Here is a 19243-nt window from a genome sequence, read left to right on the forward strand (position 1 = left end):
CATCGCGCGGGCCGTCCGGCTGTCGCGGCGGGTCTCGGCCGCCGCCGCGGCGCTGTCCGTTGCGACGGCGGCGGTACGGGGCGGCTCCGCGGCGGGCCGGGGCCGGTCGTGGGAACGGCTTTCGGGGCCGAGCGCGCTGCGGGGAAGTGCCGTCGGCGTACGGGTACTTCCGCCGCGGGGACGGGACGCACGAGGGTGGAGTCCGGCGGTGTCGCGCCGCACGCGGTCCCTGTCCGGCGCCGGAGGGACCTCGTGACGGCCCTCGGGGGCGGCCTGTTGGTCGCCGGGACGACCTCGGACGCGGGCAAGTCCGTGGTGACGGCGGGGATCTGCCGGTGGCTGGTGCGGCAGGGCATACGCGTGGCCCCCTTCAAGGGCCAGAACATGTCGCTGAACTCGTTCGTCACGCGGGAGGGCGCCGAGATCGGCCGGGCGCAGGCGATGCAGGCGCAGGCCGCCCGCGTGGAGCCGTCGGCGCTGATGAATCCGGTACTGCTCAAGCCGGGGAGCGACCGCAGCAGCCAGGTCGTGGTGCTGGGCAAGGCCGTTGGCGAACTGAGCGCGCGCGGCTACCACGGCGGACGGCAGGCCGATCTGCTGGGCACGGTGACCGGCTGTCTCGAAGAACTGCGCGGCCGGTACGACGCGGTGATCTGCGAGGGCGCGGGCAGCCCGGCCGAGATCAATCTGCGCAGGACCGACATCGTGAACATGGGCGTGGCCCGCGCGGCCGGGCTGCCGGTGGTCGTGGTCGGCGACATCGACCGCGGCGGTGTCTTCGCCTCCTTCTTCGGTACGACGGCGCTCCTCGCGCCCGAGGACCAGGCGCTGGTCGCGGGCTACCTGGTCAACAAATTCCGCGGTGACGTCTCGCTGCTCCGGCCGGGCCTTGACATGCTGCACACGCTGACCGGCCGGCCGACGCTCGGCGTGCTGCCGTTCACCCACGGCCTGGGCATCGACGAGGAGGACGGGCTGAGGGTGTCGCTGCGCGGCGCCGTACGCGAGTCGGTGGTAACGCCGCCGCACGGGGCGGAGTCGCTGCGGGTCGCGGTGGCCGCCGTACCGCTGATGTCGAACTTCACGGACGTGGACGCGCTCGCGGCGGAGCCGGGGGTGGTGGTGCGGTTCGTGGACCGGGCCGAGGAGTTGGCGGACGCCGACCTCGTGGTGCTGCCGGGCACGCGCGGCACCGTGCGGGCGCTGGAGTGGCTGCGTGAGCGCGGCCTGGCGGACGCCGTCGTACGGCGGGCCGCCGAGGGGCGTCCGGTGCTGGGCGTCTGCGGCGGTTTCCAGATGCTGGCCGACCGCATCGAGGACGACGTCGAGTCCCGGGCGGGCTCCGTCCCCGGTCTCGGCCTGCTGCCGGTCCGGGTGCGCTTCGCCGCCGCGAAGACGCTGGCCAGGCCGGTCGGGACGGCGTACGGGGAGCGCGTCGAGGGCTACGAGATCCACCACGGGGTGGCCGAAGTCCTGGGCGGTGACGAGGAGTTCCTCGACGGCTGCCGGGTCGGCGCGGTGTGGGGCACGCACTGGCACGGCTCGTTGGAGAGCGACGGTTTCCGGCGGGCGTTCCTGCGCCGGGTGGCCGCCGCGGCCGGGCGGCGCTTCGTACCGGCGCCCGACACGTCTTTCGGGGCGCTGCGCGAGGAGCAGTTGGACCGGCTGGGCGATCTGGTCGAGGAGCACGCGGACACCGGTGCGCTGCTGCGGCTGATCGAGCAGGGGCCGCCGCCCGACCTGCCGTTCGTGCCGCCGGGCGCGCCGTGAACGACGGCACGAACGACGGCCGGGGCGACGATCGGAACGACGGCCGGGGCGACGGCCGTAAGGACTTCTCCGGGGCCGCCGGTCGGCCGCAGACCCACCCGTTCCCCCGCCGGGGAACGGGACGTGACGATGACGATGGGGCACACGTGAGCACCGTTCTGCTGCTGTCCACCGCCGACACCGACCTGTTGGCGGCCCGCGCCGCCGACTCGTCCGCCGTCTCCTACCGGATCGGCAACCCCTCCCGCGTCGATCCGGCGGCCGAACTGCCCGCGCTGCTGGACGGCGTGGACATCGCGGTGGTCCGGCTGCTCGGCGGCCGACGGGTCTGGGAGGAGGGGCTCGCGGCGCTCGCGGCCTCCGGGGTGCCGACGGTGCTGCTGGGCGGTGAGTCGGTGCCGGACGCGGAACTGATGGCGCTGTCGTCGGTCCCCGCCGGTGTCGTCGCGCAGGCGCTGCGCTATCTGGTCGAGGGCGGCCCGGAGAATCTGACGGAGCTGGCCCGCTTCCTGTCCGACACGGTGCTGATGAGCGGCGAGGGCTTCGAGGCGCCGCGCCGGATGCCCGAGTACGGCGTGCACGGCGGGTACGCGTACGACGAGACGCGTCCGACCGTCGCCGTCCTCTTCTACCGGGCGCACGAACTGTCGGGGAACACCGCGTTCGTGGACACGCTGTGCGAGGCGGTCGAGGCGAAGGGCGCCAACGCCCTCCCGGTGTACTGCGGTTCGCTCAGGAGCGCCGACGAGGGGCTGTACGCGCTGCTCGGGCGGGCCGACGCGATCGTGGCGACCGTGCTGGCAGCAGGTGGCACCGTCGCGTCCGAGGCGACGGCGGGCGGGGACGACGAGGCGTGGGACATCGGCGCGTTGGCGGAGTTGGACGTGCCGGTGCTCCAGGGGCTCTGCCTGACCTCGTCGCGCGAGACGTGGCTGGCGTCGGACGCGGCGCTGACGCCGATGGACGCGGCGATGCAGGTGGCGATCCCCGAATTCGACGGGCGGCTGATCACCGTGCCGTTCTCGTTCAAGGAGACCGGCGAGGGCGATGTGCCGGTCTACGCGGCCGATCCGGAGCGGGCGGCGCGGGTCGCCGGCATCGCGGTCAGGCACGCGGCGCTGAAGTACAAGGCGAACGCCGACAAGCGGCTCGCGCTGGTCTTCACCGCCTACCCGACCAAGCACTCCCGGGTCGGCAACGCGGTCGGTCTCGACACCCCCGCCTCCGCCGTACGGCTGCTGGACGCGCTGCGCGATGCGGGCTACGTGACCGGTGAATACCCGTCCGGCGGCGACGAGTTGATTCACCGGCTGATCGCGGCGGGCGGTCACGATGTGGAGTGGCTGACGGAGGATCAGCTCTCGGCGGCGCCCGCGCGCGTGCCGCTGGCCGACTACGAGAAGTGGTTCGCGACGCTCGACGCCGACCTGCGGGCGGGCATCGTCGAGCACTGGGGGGAGCCGCCCGGCTCGCTCTATCTCGACGGCACCGACATCGTGCTGGCGTCCTTGCGGTTCGGCAATGTCGTCATCATGATCCAGCCGCCGCGCGGCTTCGGCGAGAACCCGATCGCGATCTACCACGACCCCGACATGCCGCCGTCGCACCACTACCTGGCCGCGTACCGCTGGCTGGAGAATCCGCCCGCAGAGGGCGGTTTCGGCGCCGACGCGATCGTGCACCTGGGCAAGCACGGCACGATGGAGTGGCTGCCCGGCAAGGGCCTCGGGCTGTCGGCGGGCTGCGCGCCGGACGCGGTCCTCGGCGAACTCCCCCTGGTCTACCCCTTCATCGTCAACGACCCCGGCGAGGGCACCCAGGCCAAGCGGCGCGGCCACGCCACCGTCGTGGACCACCTCGTGCCGCCGATGGCCCGCGCCGACACGTACGGCGACCTGGCGAAGCTGGAGCAACTCCTCGACGAGTACGCCCTGGTGAACGATCTCGACCCGGCCAAGTCCCCGGCGATCCGCAGCCAGATCTGGACGCTGGTGCGCGCCGCCGAACTCCACCACGACCTGCATGTGGACGAGCAGCCGGAGGAGGACGACTTCAACGACTTCGTGCTGCATGTCGACGGCTGGCTCTGCGAGATCAAGGACGTGCAGATCAGGGACGGTCTGCACATCCTGGGCGGCGGCCCGGTCGGCGAGGCCAGGACCAATCTGGTCCTCGCCGTGCTGCGCTCGGCGCAGGTGTGGGGCGGGGTCGGCGGCGCGCTGCCGGGGCTGCGGGCCGCGCTCGCGCTCTCCTTCGGCCTGGTCGAGAAGACGCTGCTCGCCGAACCCGGCGCCCGCGTGGAGCTGCCGGCCGCGCTCACCTCGCTCGCCGCCGGCCCCGCGCGGACCGCCTCCGACGCCGTCGACCTGCTGGAGCAGCTCGCCCGACGGCTCGCGGAGGCGATGGAGGCCGCCGACTGGCACCGCGACGCAGCCGCCGGGGTGGTCGCACAGGCGCTGGGCGACCACGAAGTGCCGGACGCGGTAAGGGTGTTGGAATTCGCCGCCCGTGAGGTCGTGCCGCGGCTGGCTCGTACGACCGACGAGATCGACCACATCCTGCGGGCGCTGCGCGGCGGTTACGTACCGGCCGGGCCCTCCGGATCGCCGACCCGCGGCCTGGTCAACGTCCTGCCGACCGGCCGCAATTTCTACTCCGTCGACCCCAAGGCCATTCCGTCCAGGCTCGCTTGGGACGTCGGCACGGCGCTCGCCGACTCGCTGCTGGCCCGGCACCTCGCCGACACCGGCGCGTATCCGCGGTCCGTGGGCCTCACCGTGTGGGGCACCTCGTGCATGCGCACCCAGGGCGACGACATCGCCGAGATCCTGGCGCTGCTCGGCTGCCGTCCGCTGTGGGACGACGCGTCCCGCCGGGTCACCGGCTTCGAGGTCGTCGGCCCCGAGGAGTTGGGCCGGCCCCGGATCGACGTCACCGTCCGCATCTCCGGCTTCTTCCGCGACGCCTTTCCGCACGTCGTCGCCCTCGTGGACGACGCGGTGCGGGCCGTCGCGGAGTTGGACGAGCCCGCCGACGTCAACTACGTACGCGCCCACGCCGACGAGGACTTCGCGGAGCACGGGGACCGGCGGCGCGCCACCGCCCGCGTCTTCGGCTCCAAGCCCGGCGCCTACGGGGCCGGGCTGCTGCCGCTGATCGACGCCCGCAACTGGCGCTCGGACGCCGACCTCGCCGAGGTCTACGCCGTCTGGGGCGGTTACGCCTACGGCCGCGGCCTCGACGGGCGGGCCGCCCGCGGGGACATGGAGGCCGCCTTCCGCCGTATCCAGGTCGCCGCCAAGAACGTCGACACCCGTGAGCACGACCTTGTCGACGCCGACGACTACTTCCAGTACCACGGGGGCATGGTCGCCATGGTCCGGCATCTCGCAGGCGCCTCCCCGCAGGCGTACGTCGGCGACTCCGCCCTCACCGACCAGGTCCGCACCCGGACCCTCGGTGAGGAGACGCACCGGGTCTTCCGGGCGCGGGTCGTCAATCCCCGCTGGATGGCCGCGATGCGGCGGCACGGGTACAAGGGGGCTTTCGAGATGGCGGCGACCGTCGACTATCTCTTCGGGTACGACGCCACGGCGGGGGTCGTGGACGACTGGATGTACGAGAAGCTCGCCACCGAGTACGTCTTCGATCCGGAGAACCAGGAATTCATGCGGAAGTCCAATCCCTGGGCCCTGCGGGGGATTTCCGAGCGACTGCTCGAAGCGGCCGAGCGGGGGCTGTGGTCCGCCCCCGACCCCGAGACCCTGGACCGGCTGCGCTCCACCTATCTCGACCTCGAGGGCGACCTGGAGGGCGACGCGTGACCCCGGGCGGGGTAGGGGAGAGAGCCCGCCGCCGGCGGACCCTTACGTACATGGAGGCAGCGTGAGTACGCCGTATCCGTTCACGGCCCTGGTGGGGCAGGAAGACCTGCGGCTGGCGCTGCTGTTGAACGCCGTGAGTCCGGCGGTGGGCGGAGTGCTGGTCAGGGGGGAGAAGGGCACCGCGAAGAGCACGGCGGTGCGGGCGCTGTCGACGCTGCTGCCGGACGTGCCGGTGGTGCAGGGGTGCAGGTTCTCCTGCGACCCGGCTGCCCCGGACGGGGAGTGCCCGGACGGCCCGCACGAGGCGGGCGGGGGAACGGCCCGCGCGGCGCGGGTGGTTGAGCTGCCGGTCGGCGCGAGCGAGGACCGCCTGGTGGGCGCGCTGGACATCGAGCGCGCCCTGTCGGAGGGCGTGAAGGCGTACGAGCCGGGCCTGTTGGCGGCGGCGCACCGCGGTGTGCTGTACGTGGACGAGGTGAATCTGCTCCACGACCACCTGGTGGACCTGCTGCTGGACGCGGCGGCGATGGGCGCGAGCTATGTGGAGCGCGAAGGCGTCTCCGTCCGGCACGCGGCCCGCTTCCTGCTGGTCGGCACGATGAACCCGGAAGAGGGCGAGCTGCGGCCGCAGTTGCTCGACCGCTTCGGTCTGACGGTCGAGGTCGCGGCCTCGCGGGAGACCGACGAGCGCGTCGAGGTGGTCCGGCGGCGGCTGGCGTACGACGCGGATCCGGCCGGTTTCGGGGCGCGTTGGGCGGCCGACGAGCAGGCGGTGCGTGAACGGATAGCCGCCGCACGGCGGTTGCTGCCGTCGGTGCGCCTGGGCGACGGCGCGCTGCGGCAGATCGCGGCGACGTGCGCGGCGTTCGAGGTGGACGGGATGCGCGCGGACATCGTCATGGCGCGTACGGCGACGGCGCTTGCCGCGTGGGCGGACCGCACGGTCGTACTCGCCGAGGACGTACGGCAGGCCGCCCTGTTGGCGCTGCCCCACCGGCGGCGTCGCAACCCCTTTGACGCGCCCGGTCTCGACGAGGACAAGCTGGACGAGACGCTGGAGCGGGAGCGCGGGGCCGGCGAGGGAGAGGGAGAGCGGGGCGAGGGGCGGGACGGCGAGGGGGACGACGACCCGGATACTGACCCGGACACCGATCCGGACGGCCCCGGCGGCGGGCCTTCCGAGCCTCCGGAGCCGGAGGGCGGCCCGCGGGGCGGCTCGCGGGAACAGCCCGGCGCCGGGCAGGACGCGCCCGCGGGCCAGGACTCCCCCGCCGCGGGCGCGGCGGCGGGCGACAGTGCGGGCGACGGCTCGGGGCCCAAGGGCGAGCGCTCGGCGGTCGGCGCCGGGGACCCGTACAGGACGCGGCACTTCGATGTGCCGGGGATCGGCGAGGGCGCGGCCGGGCGCAGGTCCAGGGCCCGTACGGCGCACGGCAGGACGACGTCCGCCAGGCGGCCCCGCGGCTCGCTGACCAAGCTGCATCTGGCGGCCACCGTGCAGGCGGCGGCCCCGTACCAGCGGGCGCGCGGCCGGTCGGGCGCGGGGCTCGTGATCCGCCGGGACGATCTGCGGCAGGCGGTCAGGGAGGGCCGCGAGGGCAATCTCGTGCTGTTCGTGGTGGACGCGTCAGGCTCGATGGCGGCGCGGGAGCGGATGACCGCGGTCAAGGGCGCGGTGCTGTCGCTGCTGCTGGACGCGTACCAGCGGCGCGACAAGGTCGGTCTGGTCACCTTCCGCGGCGCGGACGCCGACCTCGTGCTGCCGCCGACGTCGTCGGTCGAGGCGGGCGCGGCCCGGCTGGAGAAGCTGCCGACCGGTGGGCGTACGCCGCTGGCCGCCGGGCTACTCAAGGCGCGTGAGGTGCTGCGCGTGGAGCGGCTGCGGGACGCCACGCGGCGCCCGCTGCTGATCGTGGTGACGGACGGCCGGGCGACCGGCAGCCGGGCGGCGGCGGGCAGCACGGTCAAGAGCGGTCTGGAACCGATGGCGCTCGCCGCGCGGGCGGCCCGGCTGCTGGCCGCGGAGGGCACCGCCTCGGTGGTCGTGGACTGCGAGTCGGGCCCGGTCCGGCTCGGCCTCGCGGGCGCGCTGGCACAGGAGTTGGGCGGCGTCGCGGTGACGCTGGAGGAACTGCGCGCCGACACGGTGTCCGCGCTCGTGAAGGACGTACGGAGGGCCGCGTAGTGCCACAGGGGCAGCCGAGTGCCGTACCGGACGACGGTTTGACGACCCGTCAGCGCAGGAACCGGCCGCTGACGATCGTGCACACCGGTGTCGGCAAGGGGAAGTCGACCGCCGCCTTCGGTCTCGCGCTGCGCGCCTGGAACCAGGGCTGGCCGGTCGGGGTGTTCCAATTCGTCAAGTCCGCCAAGTGGAAGGTCGGCGAGGAACGGGCGCTGCGCGTGCTCGGCGACTCCGGCGAGGGCGGGACCGTCGCCTGGCACAAGATGGGCGAGGGCTGGTCCTGGGTGCAGCGGTCCATGGAGTCCAGCGAGGACGCCGCACGCGAGGGGTGGGAGCAGGTCAAGCGGGATCTGGCCGCCGAGACCTACCGGCTCTACGTGCTGGACGAGTTCGCGTACCCGATGCACTGGGGGTGGGTCGACACCGACGAGGTCGTCGCCGTGCTCCGCGACCGGCCCGGCACCCAGCACGTCGTCATCACCGGCCGCAACGCGCCGCCCGCGCTGGTCGACGCCGCCGACCTCGTCACCGACATGTCCAAGGTCAAGCACCCCATGGACGCCGGGCAGAAGGGGCAGAGGGGCATCGAGTGGTGAACGTCCCCCGCCTCGTGGTGGCCGCGCCCGCCTCCGGCAGCGGCAAGACCACCGTCGCCACCGGGCTGTTGGCCGCCTTCGCCGAGGCCGGGCTCGCCGTCTCCCCGCACAAGGTCGGGCCCGACTACATCGATCCCGGCTACCACTGCCTCGCGGCCGGGCGGCCGGGTCGCAACCTCGACCCCTTTCTGTGCGGGCCCGACCGCGTCGTCCCGCTCTTCGCGCACGGCGCCGCCGGGTGCGAACTCGCCGTCGTCGAGGGCGTCATGGGGCTTTTCGACGGGGCCGCGGGGCGCGGTGAGCTGGGCTCCACCGCGCAGGTCGCCAAGATTCTGCGGGCGCCGGTGGTGCTTGTCGTCGACGCGTCGGCGCAGTCGCGGTCCGTCGCCGCGCTCGTCCATGGCTTCGCCTCCTGGGATCCCGAGGTGCGGATCGGCGGGGTCATTCTCAATCACGTCGCTTCCGACCGGCACGAGGCCCTTTTGCGGGCCGCGCTCGACGAGTCGGGGGTGCCCGTGCTCGGTGTGCTGCGGCGCGCCCCGCTGCTCCATGTGCCGTCCCGGCACCTCGGGCTCATTCCTGTCGCCGAGCGGCGGGACGACGCTCTTGGGTGGGTCCGTGACCTTGCCTCGCGTGTGCGTGCCGGGTGCGACCTGCCCGCTCTTCTGGCCCTGGCGCGCAGCGCCCCGGACCTGCCAGGCACCGCCTGGGACCCGCTGTCCGAGCTGGCGGCCTGCGGCGGCGCTTTCCCCAGCCCCGCCCCTCCCCGAAACCGTGGCTCCGCCCCGGACCCCGCTCCTCAGACGCCGGAGGGGCTGATCGTTTCCTCACGCCCGGCGATTGAGGACAGGGAGGCCGGGGGCTTGCCCGCGGTTTCGGGGAGGCGCGTGGTGGTGGCTGTCGCGGGCGGCGCGGCGTTCACCTTCGGGTACGAGGAGCAGGCGGAGCTGCTGCGGGCGGCGGGGGCGGAGGTGGTGGCGTTCGACCCGCTGCGGGACGAGGAGTTGCCGGAGGGCACGCGCGGTGTGGTGCTCGGCGGCGGCTTCCCCGAGATGCACGCCGCCGAACTGTCGGCGAACGAACGGCTGCGCGAGGCGGTCGCCGCCTTCGACGGCCCGATCGCGGCGGAGTGCGCCGGACTCCTCTACCTGACAAGGGAGTTGGACGGCGCCCCGATGTGCGGGGTGCTCAACGCCACGGCCACGATGACCGACCGCCTGACGCTGGGCTACCGCGAGGCCGTCGCGCTGGGCGACAGCGTGCTGGCGGCGGCCGGCACCCGCCTGCGGGGCCACGAATTCCACAGGACCCGCGTGGAGCCGGGCGCGGGCCCGGCCCCGGCCTGGGGTTTCACGGGAGAAGCGGCCCGCAGGGTCGACGGCTTCGTGGAGAAGAACGTGCATGCCTCGTATCTGCATGTGCACTGGGCCGCCGAGCCGTCGATGGCGCGGCGCTTCGTAGAGAGGTGTGCCGAATGACCGCGCTGCTGACCGGAGTCGGGGTGGGCCCCGGCGACCCGGAGCTGGTGACCGTCAAGGGAGTGAACGCGCTGCGGGCGGCGGCCGTGGTCGTCGTACCGGTACTCGACACGGGCGAGCGGGGACGGGCGGAGGCGACCGTACTGCACTACGTGGACGCGGCGCGGATCGTCCGGGTGGTGTTCGCGCTGAACGAGCGGACCGACCGGGCGCGGCGGGAGGCGGCGTGGGACGCGGCGGGCGCGCGGGTGGCCGAACTGCTGCGGGAGCACGGGACGGTGGCCTTCGCGACGATCGGCGACCCGAATGTGTACTCGACGTTCACGTATCTGGCGCAGACGGTCACCGAGTCGGTGGCCGGGGTGCGGATCGAAACGGTGCCGGGCATCACGGCGATGCAGGAGCTGGCGGCGCGCAGCGGAGCCGTACTGACCGAGGGGACCGAGCCGTTGACGCTGGTGCCGGTGACGGCGGGGACCGCGGTGCTGCGGGAGGCGCTGGAGGGGCCCGGCACGGTGGTGGCGTACAAATTCGGGCGGCTGGCGGGCGAGGTGGCGGCGGCGCTGCGGGAGACCGGCAGGACCGAGGGCGCGGTGTGGGGCAGTTCGCTGGGGCTGCCCGGTGAATCGATCAGGCCCGCCAAGGAGTTGGCGGAGGAGCTGCGGGACGGCGCGCTGCCGTATCTGTCGACGCTGATCGCGCCCGCGCGGCGCGACGGCGGCCGGGGAGGGAAGCTGTGAGCGGGGCGACGGGTTCGGGGGCGGGCGCGGAGGCGGGCGCGAAGGTGACGATCGTCGGCGCGGGCCCCGGCGCGGCGGATCTGCTGACGTTCCGGGCGGCGCGGGCCATCGCGGAGGCGGACGTCGTCATCTGGGCGGCGAGCCTGGTGCAGGCGGAGGTGCTGACGCACGCCCGCGAGGGCGCGGAGATCCTGGACTCGGCGGCGATGTCGCTGGAGGACGTGGTCGCGGTGTACGAGCGGGCGCTGCGCGAGGGCCTGCGGGTGGCAAGGATCCACTCGGGCGATCCGGCGCTGTGGGGCGGCACGCAGGAGCAGGTGGACCGCTGCGCGGGGCTCGGCATCGAGGTGGAGATCGTGCCGGGGGTGTCGTCGTTCTCGGCCGTCGCGGCCCTGGCCGGGCGGGAGTTGACGATTCCCGAGGTCGCGCAGTCGGTGATCCTGACCCGGCTGGGCGGCGGCAAGACGCCGATGCCGCCGGGCGAGGAGGTCAGGGAATTCGCCCGGCACGGTACGACGATGGCGGTGTTCCTGTCCGCGGCGCGGTCCGGGCAGCTCGCCGCCGAACTGCTGGAGGGCGGCTACGTCACCGACACCCCGGTGCTGATCGCCCATCAGGTCACCTGGCCCGAGGAGCTGTTGCTGCGCTGCACGGTCGGCACGATGGAGGCCACCGTCAAGGAGCACAAGCTCTGGAAGCACACGCTGTTCCTGGTCGGACCCGCGCTCGCCGCCTCCGGGACGCGCTCGCACCTCTATCACCCCGGGCACTTCCACGGTTTCCGGCGGGCCGATCCGGTGGCGCGGCGCGCCCTGCGGGAGTCCCGCGCGGCCGGGGACGAGTCCCATGGGTGACGGCGTGATCACCGTCCTCGGCGTGGGTACGGGCGGGCCGGTGCCCGACGTCGGCGGCGCCGACCTCGTCGTCGGCGCCGCCCGGCACCTCGACGCGGTCCAACTGCCCGCCGGGGCACGGCGCGTGGCGCTCGGGCCGCTCGCACCCGCGCTCGACACGATCGCGGAGTACGTGGCCGCGCCCGGCGCACGCGTGGTCGTGCTCGCCTCGGGCGATCCCGGATTCTTCGGGATCGTACGGGCGTTGGGCGCGCGGTTCGGTGCGGCGGCGCTCGACGTACGCCCGTCGTCCCCGTCCGTCGCGGTGGCCTTCGCCCGGCTCGGGCTGCGCTGGGACGACGCGGTGGTGGTCAGCGCGCACGGACGCGATCCGCGGACCGCCGTCCATGTGTGCCGGGCGCACCCCAAGACGGCCGTACTGACAGGACCCGGCGCGGGACCGGCCGAGTTGGGCGCGGCGCTGGCCCGTACCGGCCTGGTCCGTACCCTCGTTGTCGCCTCCGCGCTCGGTACGGACGCCGAGCGCGTCGAGCGGGTCTCGCCCGCGCAGGCCGCCGTACGGGACTGGTCGGGGGACGGGGTCGCGGTGGTGCTGTGCCTGGCGGCGGACTCCTTCGACGAACGGGCCGACGTCTCCCGTACGGTCGCGGGGCCGCCGCCCGCACCCGCCCAATGGGCGCTGCCCGAGGAGGAGTTCGCGCACCGCGACTCCATGGTCAGCAAGTTCGAGGTACGGGCCCTGGCCCTGGCCCGGCTCGGGCCGCGCACCGGGGACCTGGTGTGGGACGTCGGGGCCGGGTCCGGCTCCGTGGCCGTGGAGTGCGCGCGGTTCGGCGCCGCCGTGGTCGCCGTGGAGAAGACGGCCGACGGCGTCGAGCGGATACGGGCGAACGCCGCCGCGCACGGCGTGGACGTGCAGGTCGTGCACGGGGACGCGCCCGCCGCGCTGGACGGGCTGCCCGATCCCGACGCCGTCTTCGTCGGCGGCGGCGGGCGGGAGCTGGCCGCGATCGTCACGGCGTGCGCACGGCGGGCACGGCGGGCCGTCGTGGTGACGCTCGCCGCCGTGGACCGCGTGGCGGAGGTCCGCGGTGCCCTGCGGGCCGCCGGGCTGGTGCCGGACGGTGTCCTGCTCCAGTCGTCGCGGCTCGCGCCGCTGCCCGGGGAGGTGGCGCGGCTGGCCGCGACGAATCCCGTGTTCGTGCTGTGGGCCCGGCGCCCCGCACCCCATGAAGGAGAGCTCTCGTGATCGGCCTCATCCACGCCACCGCGGCGGGGCGCACCGGATGCGAGCGGCTCGCCGCCGCGTGGCCCGGCAGGACGGTGCTGTACGGCGACGGCGCGGACCGTCCGCTGCGGTCCGTCGTGGCGACGGCCTTCGCCGAGTGCGACCAGCTCGTCCTCTTCCTCGCGACCGGCGCCGCCGTGCGGCTCCTCGCCCCGCTGCTGCGCGGCAAGGCCGAGGATCCCGGTGTCGTCACCGTCGACGAGGCCCACCGCCACGCCGTCGCCCTCCTCGGCGGGCACGGCGGCGGGGCCAACGACCTGGCCGCCGCCGTCTCCCGCGTCCTCGGGTCCGCCCCCGTGATCACCACCGCGACCGACTCCGTCGGCACCCCCGCCCTCGACGCCCTCCCCTACCCCACGGACGGGCCCCTGGCCCCCCTCACCCGCGCCCTCCTCGACGGCGCCCCCGTCCGCCTCCACACCGACCAGACCTGGCCCCTCCCCGCCTTTCCCCTGACGGTGGTCTCCACCCCACCGCCCCCCGCCGCGGCGGATTCGGGGGAACCGTCATCCCCCGAAGACCCGCAGCCCTTGGCCGGGCAGGCGCCGATCGGGCAGGAGCAGCCGTCCACGCGCCACGCCGAGCCCCAGGCCCAGGCCCCGCACCAGCCGCGCACGGCACCGCCGAACACCGCCATCCCGCGTCCGCCGGACGCGGCGGGTGCATCCGAAGGCAGTCGAGCCACGGGCGTGGCGGGAGCCGCACCGCAGGTGCTGGGCGGGTATGCGGTGTGGGTGACGGATCGGGTGATTCGGGAAGCGCAGGGCACCGTCACGGTGTTCGTGAGGCCGCCGTCGTTGGTGGTGGGGGTGGGGGGGAGCCGGGGGGTCGGGCGGGCGGAAGTGGTCGGGCTGGTGCGGAGCACGCTGGCGGAGGCGGGGCTGGCGGAGAAGAGCGTGAGCGCCCTGGCGACGGTGGACGCGAAGGCCGGGGAGGAGGGGATCGTGGCCGCCGCGGCGGAGTTCGGGGTGCCGTTGGTGACGTACGCGGCAGCGGACCTGGCGGGGACGGCCGTGCCGAATCCGTCGGCGGCACCGCTCGCGGCGGTCGGCACACCGTCCGTGGCGGAGGCGGCGGCGATCCTGGCCGCCGCTGACGGCGGCCAACTGGTCGTGGAGAAGCGGAAGTCGGCGATGGCGACAGCCGCCGTCGCGCGGCGCCGACCGCGCGGACGGCTGGCCGTGGTGGGCCTGGGCCCCGGCGCCCGCGACCTGGTGACACCGCGCGCCGTGGCGGAACTGCGCCGCGCGTCCGTGATCGTCGGCCTCGACCAGTACGTCGACCAGATCCGCGACCTGCTGCTGCCCGGCACCCGCGTGCTGGAATCGGGGCTCGGCGCGGAGGAGGAACGGGCCCGCACCGCCGTCGCCGAGGCCCGCGCCGGGCACGCTGTCGCGCTGATCGGGAGCGGCGACGCCGGGGTCTACGCGATGGCCTCCCCCGCGCTGGCGGAGGCGGCCGACGACATCGACGTCATCGGCGTCCCCGGCGTGACCGCCGCCCTGGCGGCAGCCGCGCTGCTGGGCGCGCCGCTCGGCCACGACCACGTCTCGATCAGCCTGTCCGACCTGCACACACCCTGGGACGTGATCGAACGGCGGGTGCGGGCCGCCGCCGAGTCCGACCTGGTCGTGACCTTCTACAACCCCCGCAGCCGCGGGCGCGCCTGGCAGTTGCCCAAGGCGCTGTCCGTCCTGGCCGAGCACCGCACCCCGCTGACCCCGGTCGGCGTCGTCCACGCGGCGTCCCGCCCGGACGAGCGCGTCGAGGTCACGACGCTCGCCGGCCTCGACGTCGGCACGGTCGACATGGTGACGGTCGTGACCGTCGGCAACACCGCCAGCCGTATCGTCTCCGGCCGCATGGTGACCCCCCGCGGCTACCGCTGGCAGTCATGACGGCGCCCCGTCACCCGTTCCCACAAGCCCTGCCCGCCGCCCCCTCCGGAGGAGAAACCGCGTGAACCGTACGGTCCACCCCATCGAGCAGGAGTCCTTCCGCATCCTGCGGTCCCGGCTCGACACCTCAGGGATGACGCCGCTGCGACGGGCCGTCGTGGAGCGGGTGATCCATTCGAGCGCGGACCTCGGGTACGCGAAGGATCTGGTGTGCGAGGAGTCGGAACTCCGGGACGCGCACGCCGCGTTGCACGCGGGGGCGCCGATCGTGGCGGACGTGGAGATGGTCGCGTCCGGGATCACGGCACGGTCGTCGGTGTGCCGGCTCACGGACGCGGTGTCCGGGCCGGGACTGACGCGCAGCGCGCACGCGATACGGCTGGCGTACGCGGAGGTCGGGCCGGGCGCGGTGTGGGTGGTCGGTTGCGCGCCCACGGCGCTGGAGGAGTTGCTGAACCTGGACGCGGCGCCCGCGTTGGTGATCGGGCTGCCGGTCGGCTTCGTCGGCGCGGCGGAGAGCAAGGCACGGCTGCGGGCGTCGGGGCTGCCCGCGGTCAGCAACGTCTCGGAGAAGGGCGGCTCCGCGGTGGCCGCCGCGGCGCTCAACGCCCTGTTGTACACGGAATATCCCCTCGCGAAATATCCCCTCGCGGAACAGCCCCTCGCGGACCATCCCGTCACCGAAGATCCCCTCACCGACCGTCCCTTCAAGGAGAACGACCAGTGACCCACCCCCCTGCCCTTCTGCTCGTCGGCCACGGCACGCGTGACGCGGCCGGCGCGGCTGCCTTCCGCTCGTTCGTGGCACAACTGGGCGCGGCCAGTCCGGAGTTGGCGGTCGGCGGCGGCTTCATCGAGCTGTCGCCGCCGCCGCTGGCGGACTCGGTGGCGGAGCTGGTCGGCGCGGGCGTACGCGACTTCGCCGCGGTCCCGCTGGTGCTGGTGTCGGCCGGGCACGCCAAGGGCGACATACCGGCGGCGCTGGCCCGTGAGGAGCGGCGCCATCCGGGGACGTCGTTCGCGTACGGGCGCCCGCTCGGGCCGCATCCGAATCTGCTGACGGTGCTGGAGCGGCGCGTGGACGAGGCGCTGGCGGGCGCCGACCGCGCGGAGACCACGGTCCTGCTGGTGGGCCGGGGTTCGACGGATCCGGACGCCAACGCCGAGGTGTTCAAGACGGCGCGGCTGCTGTGGGAGGGCCGCGGTTACGCGGGGGTGGAGACGGCCTTCGTGTCGCTGGCCGAGCCGTCGGTGCGGGCCGGTCTCGACCGCTGCCGCAAGCTGGGCGCGCGCCGCGTCGTCGTACTGCCGTACTTCCTGTTCACCGGTGTGCTGCCGGACCGGGTCCGGGACCAGGCCGGCGAGTGGGCGCGGGAGGCGCCGGACGTGGAGCTGCGCTGCGCCGAAGTGATCGGCCCCGAGCCGGAGTTGGCGGAGCTGGTGATGGAGCGCTACCGGGAGACGGTACGGGGCGACCTGCGGATGAACTGCGACTCGTGCGTGTACCGGGTCAAGCTGCCCGGCTTCGAGGACCGTGTCGGGCTGCCGCAGCAGCCGCACCACCACCCCGACGACCCGTCGCACAGTCACGGAAGCGGCCACCATGCGCACACCCACTGACCGCGACCGCGTGCCGGACCCGGCGGCGGGCGGCGGCCCGGACCCGTACGGCCGCGACGCCCGCGACGCCTACCGCGTCGAAGACGCCACCGACGGCTACGACCTGCGGCATCACGGTGACGCCGAGGTCGGCGACGGCCTGATCGACCTCGCGGTCAACGTCCGCGCGAACACTCCCCCGCCCTGGCTGCGCGAGCGCGTCGCGCGGTCGCTGACCGGCCTCGCCGGATATCCGGACGGCCGGGCGGCGCGGCACGCGGTGGCCGAACGGCACGGACGGCCGGACGCCGAGGTGCTGCTGACGGCGGGCGCGGCGGAGGCGTTCGTGCTGCTCGCGCGGGCGCTGACACCACGTCACACCGTCGTGGTGCACCCGCAGTTCACCGAGCCGGAGGCGGCGCTGCGGGCGGCCGGGCACGAGGTGCGGCGGATTCTGCTGGCCGCGTCCGACGGCTTCCGGCTCGACCCGGCGGCCGTGCCGCCGCAGGCGGATCTGGTGGTGGTCGGCAATCCGACCAACCCGACGTCCGTCCTCCATCCGGCCGCGTTGATACGGGAGTTGGCCCGCCCGGGGCGCACGCTGGTGGTGGACGAGGCGTTCATGGACGCGGTGCCGGGCGAGAGCGAGTCACTGGCCGGGTGCCGGGACGTGCCGGGGCTCGTCGTCCTGCGCAGCCTGACCAAGACCTGGGGCCTGGCCGGGCTGCGGATCGGTTACGTGCTCGGCGGCGCGGACACGGTCGCCGCGCTGGAGAGCGCGCAGCCGCTGTGGGCGGTGTCGACTCCCGCGCTGGCGGCGGCCGTTGCCTGCGTGGAGCCGGACGCGCTCGCGGAGGCGGCGGAGGCGGCCCGTACCGTGGTCGGCGACCGCGCCTATCTGCTGGACCGGTTGGCCGCACTCCCCGGGATCGAGGTCGCGGGCGACGCGCCCGCCGGGCCCTTCGTCCTGCTGCGCCTGCCCGGCGCGGCCGACGTCCGGCTCCGGCTGCGAGCGATGGGCTACGCGGTACGGCGCGCCGACACCTTCCCCGGCCTCGGACCCGACTGGCTACGGATCGCCGTGCGCGACCGCCGTACGACGGACGGCTTCGCGAACGCCCTGGCCACGGCCATGGCCTGAGAGCAGGGCGCTCAACCGGCCCGTGCTGCCTACTGCTTGACGCCGAGCGCGGTGAGGTCGACGCCGCCGAGGACCGGCTGTTCGTAGACGTTGGTGAGGCGGGGGGCGCGGTAGACGAGGTGCTGGACGTAGACCAGCGGGACGAGCGTGCCCTCGCTCATCACCTTGGCGTCGATGGTCTGCCACAGGGAGGCGGCCTTGGCCGGGTCGGTGACGCCGTCGGCCTCCGTGACCAGGCTGTTGATCTCGCTGTCGTCGAGCTGCGCGTAGTTGTTGATGCTGCCCGGCTGGATCAGTGAGCGCAGGAAGCCGCCGCCGGTGGGCCAGTCGGCGGCCCAGCCGGTCATGACGATGCCCCACTTGGCGTTCTTGAGCTTGCTGGGCGACAGCAGCGTGTCGTAGAAGGTGCCGGCGTCCTGCGTCACCATCTTGACGGTGATGCCGACTTCGGCGAGGGAGCTGCGGACGGACTGCATGGCGTCCTCGACCCGCGAGGACGTCTTGACCCCGGCCATGGTGACGGTGAAGCCGTTGGGCTTGCCGCACTTGCCGAGGTACTTGCGTGCCTCGTCGGGGAACGACACGCCCGCGTTGGTGCCGAAGGGCGTGGCCGAGGTGCTGTAACCGTCGGTCGTCGGCGGCAGCATCGTGGTGGCGACCTCGCCGCCGGCGTACTGCCCGCCGAGTACGGCGCGGACCTGCGCCTTGTCGATGGCGTACTGCACGGCCCAGCGGCACTCGTACCGGTCGAAGGGCGCCACCGTGGTCTGGAGGCTGAGGAAACGGGTGGTGCCGTTGAAGACGAGGTCCGTATTGGCCTTCAGCGCCGGGTCGTTGAGGATCTTGGTCTCGGTCTGGTCGCTGACCGTCTGGCCGGCCAGATCGAGATCGGCGCTGCCGTTGAGCAGGTCGGTCTCCACCTCGTCCTGACTGCTGACGATCTTCAGGTCGATCGCCTCGGGCAGCGCGGAGTGCACGGTGTCGGTCGTGGGGTCCCAGTGGGTGTTGCGGACCATGTGCAGCGATTTGCCCGGGGTGTAGGTCGCGACGCGGTAGGGGCCGCTGCCGACGGGGTGCTTCTCGAAGTCCTTGCCGCCGCCGGTGTCGGCGGACTGCGGGACGGGCGCGCCGATGGACAGCGCGAGGACGTAGCGGAAGTCCGCGTAGGGCTTGGCGAGCCGGAAGACGATCGTGCGGTCGTCCGGTGTGGCCACCGAGCGCAGGCCGAGCTTGCCGGGGTCGCTGTCGGTGTACGGGCCCCGGTAGTTCTGCCCCTGGTCGAGGAGGTCCACGAGGTGGGTCGGACCGCCGGAGAACACATCGCGGGCGAAGGTCCGCTCGATGCCGTACTTGACGTCCTTGGAGGTGATCGGCGCTCCGTTGTCGAAGGTGACGCCGTCCTTGAGGCGGAAGGTCCAGGTGCGGCCGTCGGAGCTGACCTGGCCGGTGTCGGTGGCGAGGTCGGGGACGACCTTGCGGCCCGCGCCGCCGGGCGCGGGCGCGTAGTCGACGAGTTTGCGCAGGTACAGACGCTGGAGATTCCACGACGGCTGGTCGTAGGTGGCGGCCGGGTCGAGGAGATTCTCCGCGGAGTAGGAGGAGATGAGTTTCACCGTGCCGCCGGTGGCCGTCGAGGGTCTGACCACCCCGTTCAGCCCGCCGCTGTAGCCGGAACCCTCTTTCCCGCCGTGGAGTTGGAGCGCCGCGTTCTGCACGGTCGGCTGATCGGTGGGCTTGTCGTCGCCGTGCTTCTTGCCGCCGATCGGCGCGAAGGTGAGCGTCACGGTCACGGCGACCGCGGCGACCGCGAGCCCGGCCGCGCCCGCCATCCACCGGCGGCGCCCGGCCCCGCCCCGCGGCGGCTCCGCGG

At 74.0% G+C, this 19243-nt stretch carries 13 protein-coding genes; 12 read left to right on the top strand and 1 reads right to left on the bottom strand.

Features of this window, described 5'->3' with window-relative positions:
* The first annotated feature begins 252 nt into the window (after positions 1–252).
* The 12 genes from BGM09_RS09935 (at position 253) to cobC (ending at position 17373) form a co-directional block, all read left to right on the top strand.
* A complete protein-coding gene (locus BGM09_RS09935; protein WP_188281122.1) occupies positions 253–1770 on the top strand; it encodes a cobyric acid synthase in 1518 nt (505 codons plus the stop codon).
* 146 nt (positions 1771–1916) lie between these two features.
* Positions 1917–5594 carry a cobaltochelatase subunit CobN gene (cobN, locus tag BGM09_RS09940; RefSeq protein WP_317452622.1) on the top strand — a complete coding sequence of 1226 codons (3678 nt, stop codon included), beginning with the start codon at positions 1917–1919 and terminating at the stop codon, positions 5592–5594.
* Positions 5595–5655: 61 nt separating this feature from the next.
* Positions 5656–7779, top strand: a complete 2124-nt coding sequence (locus BGM09_RS09945; RefSeq protein WP_188281123.1) for a putative cobaltochelatase — start codon at positions 5656–5658, stop codon at positions 7777–7779.
* A complete protein-coding gene (cobO, locus tag BGM09_RS09950) occupies positions 7779–8375 on the top strand; it encodes a cob(I)yrinic acid a,c-diamide adenosyltransferase (protein ID WP_188281124.1) in 597 nt (198 codons plus the stop codon). Before BGM09_RS09945 ends, cobO begins: the two co-directional genes overlap by 1 nt.
* Entirely contained in the window at positions 8369–9853 is a 1485-nt protein-coding gene (locus BGM09_RS09955) for a cobyrinate a,c-diamide synthase (protein ID WP_188281125.1), read from the top strand. The genes cobO and BGM09_RS09955 overlap by 7 nt, the downstream gene beginning before the upstream one ends.
* Positions 9850–10593, top strand: a complete 744-nt coding sequence (cobI, locus tag BGM09_RS09960; RefSeq protein ID WP_188281126.1) for a precorrin-2 C(20)-methyltransferase — start codon at positions 9850–9852, stop codon at positions 10591–10593. Before BGM09_RS09955 ends, cobI begins: the two co-directional genes overlap by 4 nt.
* Complete coding sequence (gene cobM / locus BGM09_RS09965; RefSeq protein ID WP_188281127.1) at positions 10590–11447, top strand: precorrin-4 C(11)-methyltransferase; 858 nt, start codon at positions 10590–10592, stop codon at positions 11445–11447. Before cobI ends, cobM begins: the two co-directional genes overlap by 4 nt.
* A gap of 4 nt (positions 11448–11451) precedes the next feature.
* Complete coding sequence (gene cbiE / locus BGM09_RS09970) at positions 11452–12696, top strand: precorrin-6y C5,15-methyltransferase (decarboxylating) subunit CbiE (protein ID WP_188281134.1); 1245 nt, start codon at positions 11452–11454, stop codon at positions 12694–12696.
* The gene (cobJ, locus tag BGM09_RS09975) at positions 12693–14633 is read left to right on the top strand and encodes a precorrin-3B C(17)-methyltransferase (RefSeq protein ID WP_188281128.1); all 1941 of its coding nucleotides are present in this window, start codon (positions 12693–12695) and stop codon (positions 14631–14633) included. Before cbiE ends, cobJ begins: the two co-directional genes overlap by 4 nt.
* A gap of 61 nt (positions 14634–14694) precedes the next feature.
* Positions 14695–15360, top strand: a complete 666-nt coding sequence (locus BGM09_RS09980) for a precorrin-8X methylmutase (protein ID WP_188281129.1) — start codon at positions 14695–14697, stop codon at positions 15358–15360.
* Positions 15357–16253 carry a sirohydrochlorin chelatase gene (locus BGM09_RS09985; protein ID WP_188281130.1) on the top strand — a complete coding sequence of 299 codons (897 nt, stop codon included), beginning with the start codon at positions 15357–15359 and terminating at the stop codon, positions 16251–16253. The genes BGM09_RS09980 and BGM09_RS09985 overlap by 4 nt, the downstream gene beginning before the upstream one ends.
* Complete coding sequence (gene cobC, locus BGM09_RS09990; protein WP_188281131.1) at positions 16237–17373, top strand: Rv2231c family pyridoxal phosphate-dependent protein CobC; 1137 nt, start codon at positions 16237–16239, stop codon at positions 17371–17373. The genes BGM09_RS09985 and cobC overlap by 17 nt, the downstream gene beginning before the upstream one ends.
* Before the next feature lie 29 nt (positions 17374–17402).
* Here the strand turns inward: cobC and BGM09_RS09995 are convergent.
* The coding region (locus BGM09_RS09995; RefSeq protein ID WP_188281132.1) for an ABC transporter substrate-binding protein at positions 17403–19243 on the bottom strand (1841 nt) is incomplete at its 5' end.

This window comes from Streptomyces sp. CBMA29, from assembly GCF_014596445.1.
GTDB lineage: Bacteria > Actinomycetota > Actinomycetes > Streptomycetales > Streptomycetaceae > Actinacidiphila.

Coding starts and splice junctions, on each gene's coding strand:
- cobC (WP_188281131.1), top strand. CDS start 16,237: ATGCGCACACCCACTGACCGCGACCGCGTGCCGGACCCGGCGGCGGGC.
- cobI (WP_188281126.1), top strand. CDS start 9,850: ATGACCGCGCTGCTGACCGGAGTCGGGGTGGGCCCCGGCGACCCGGAG.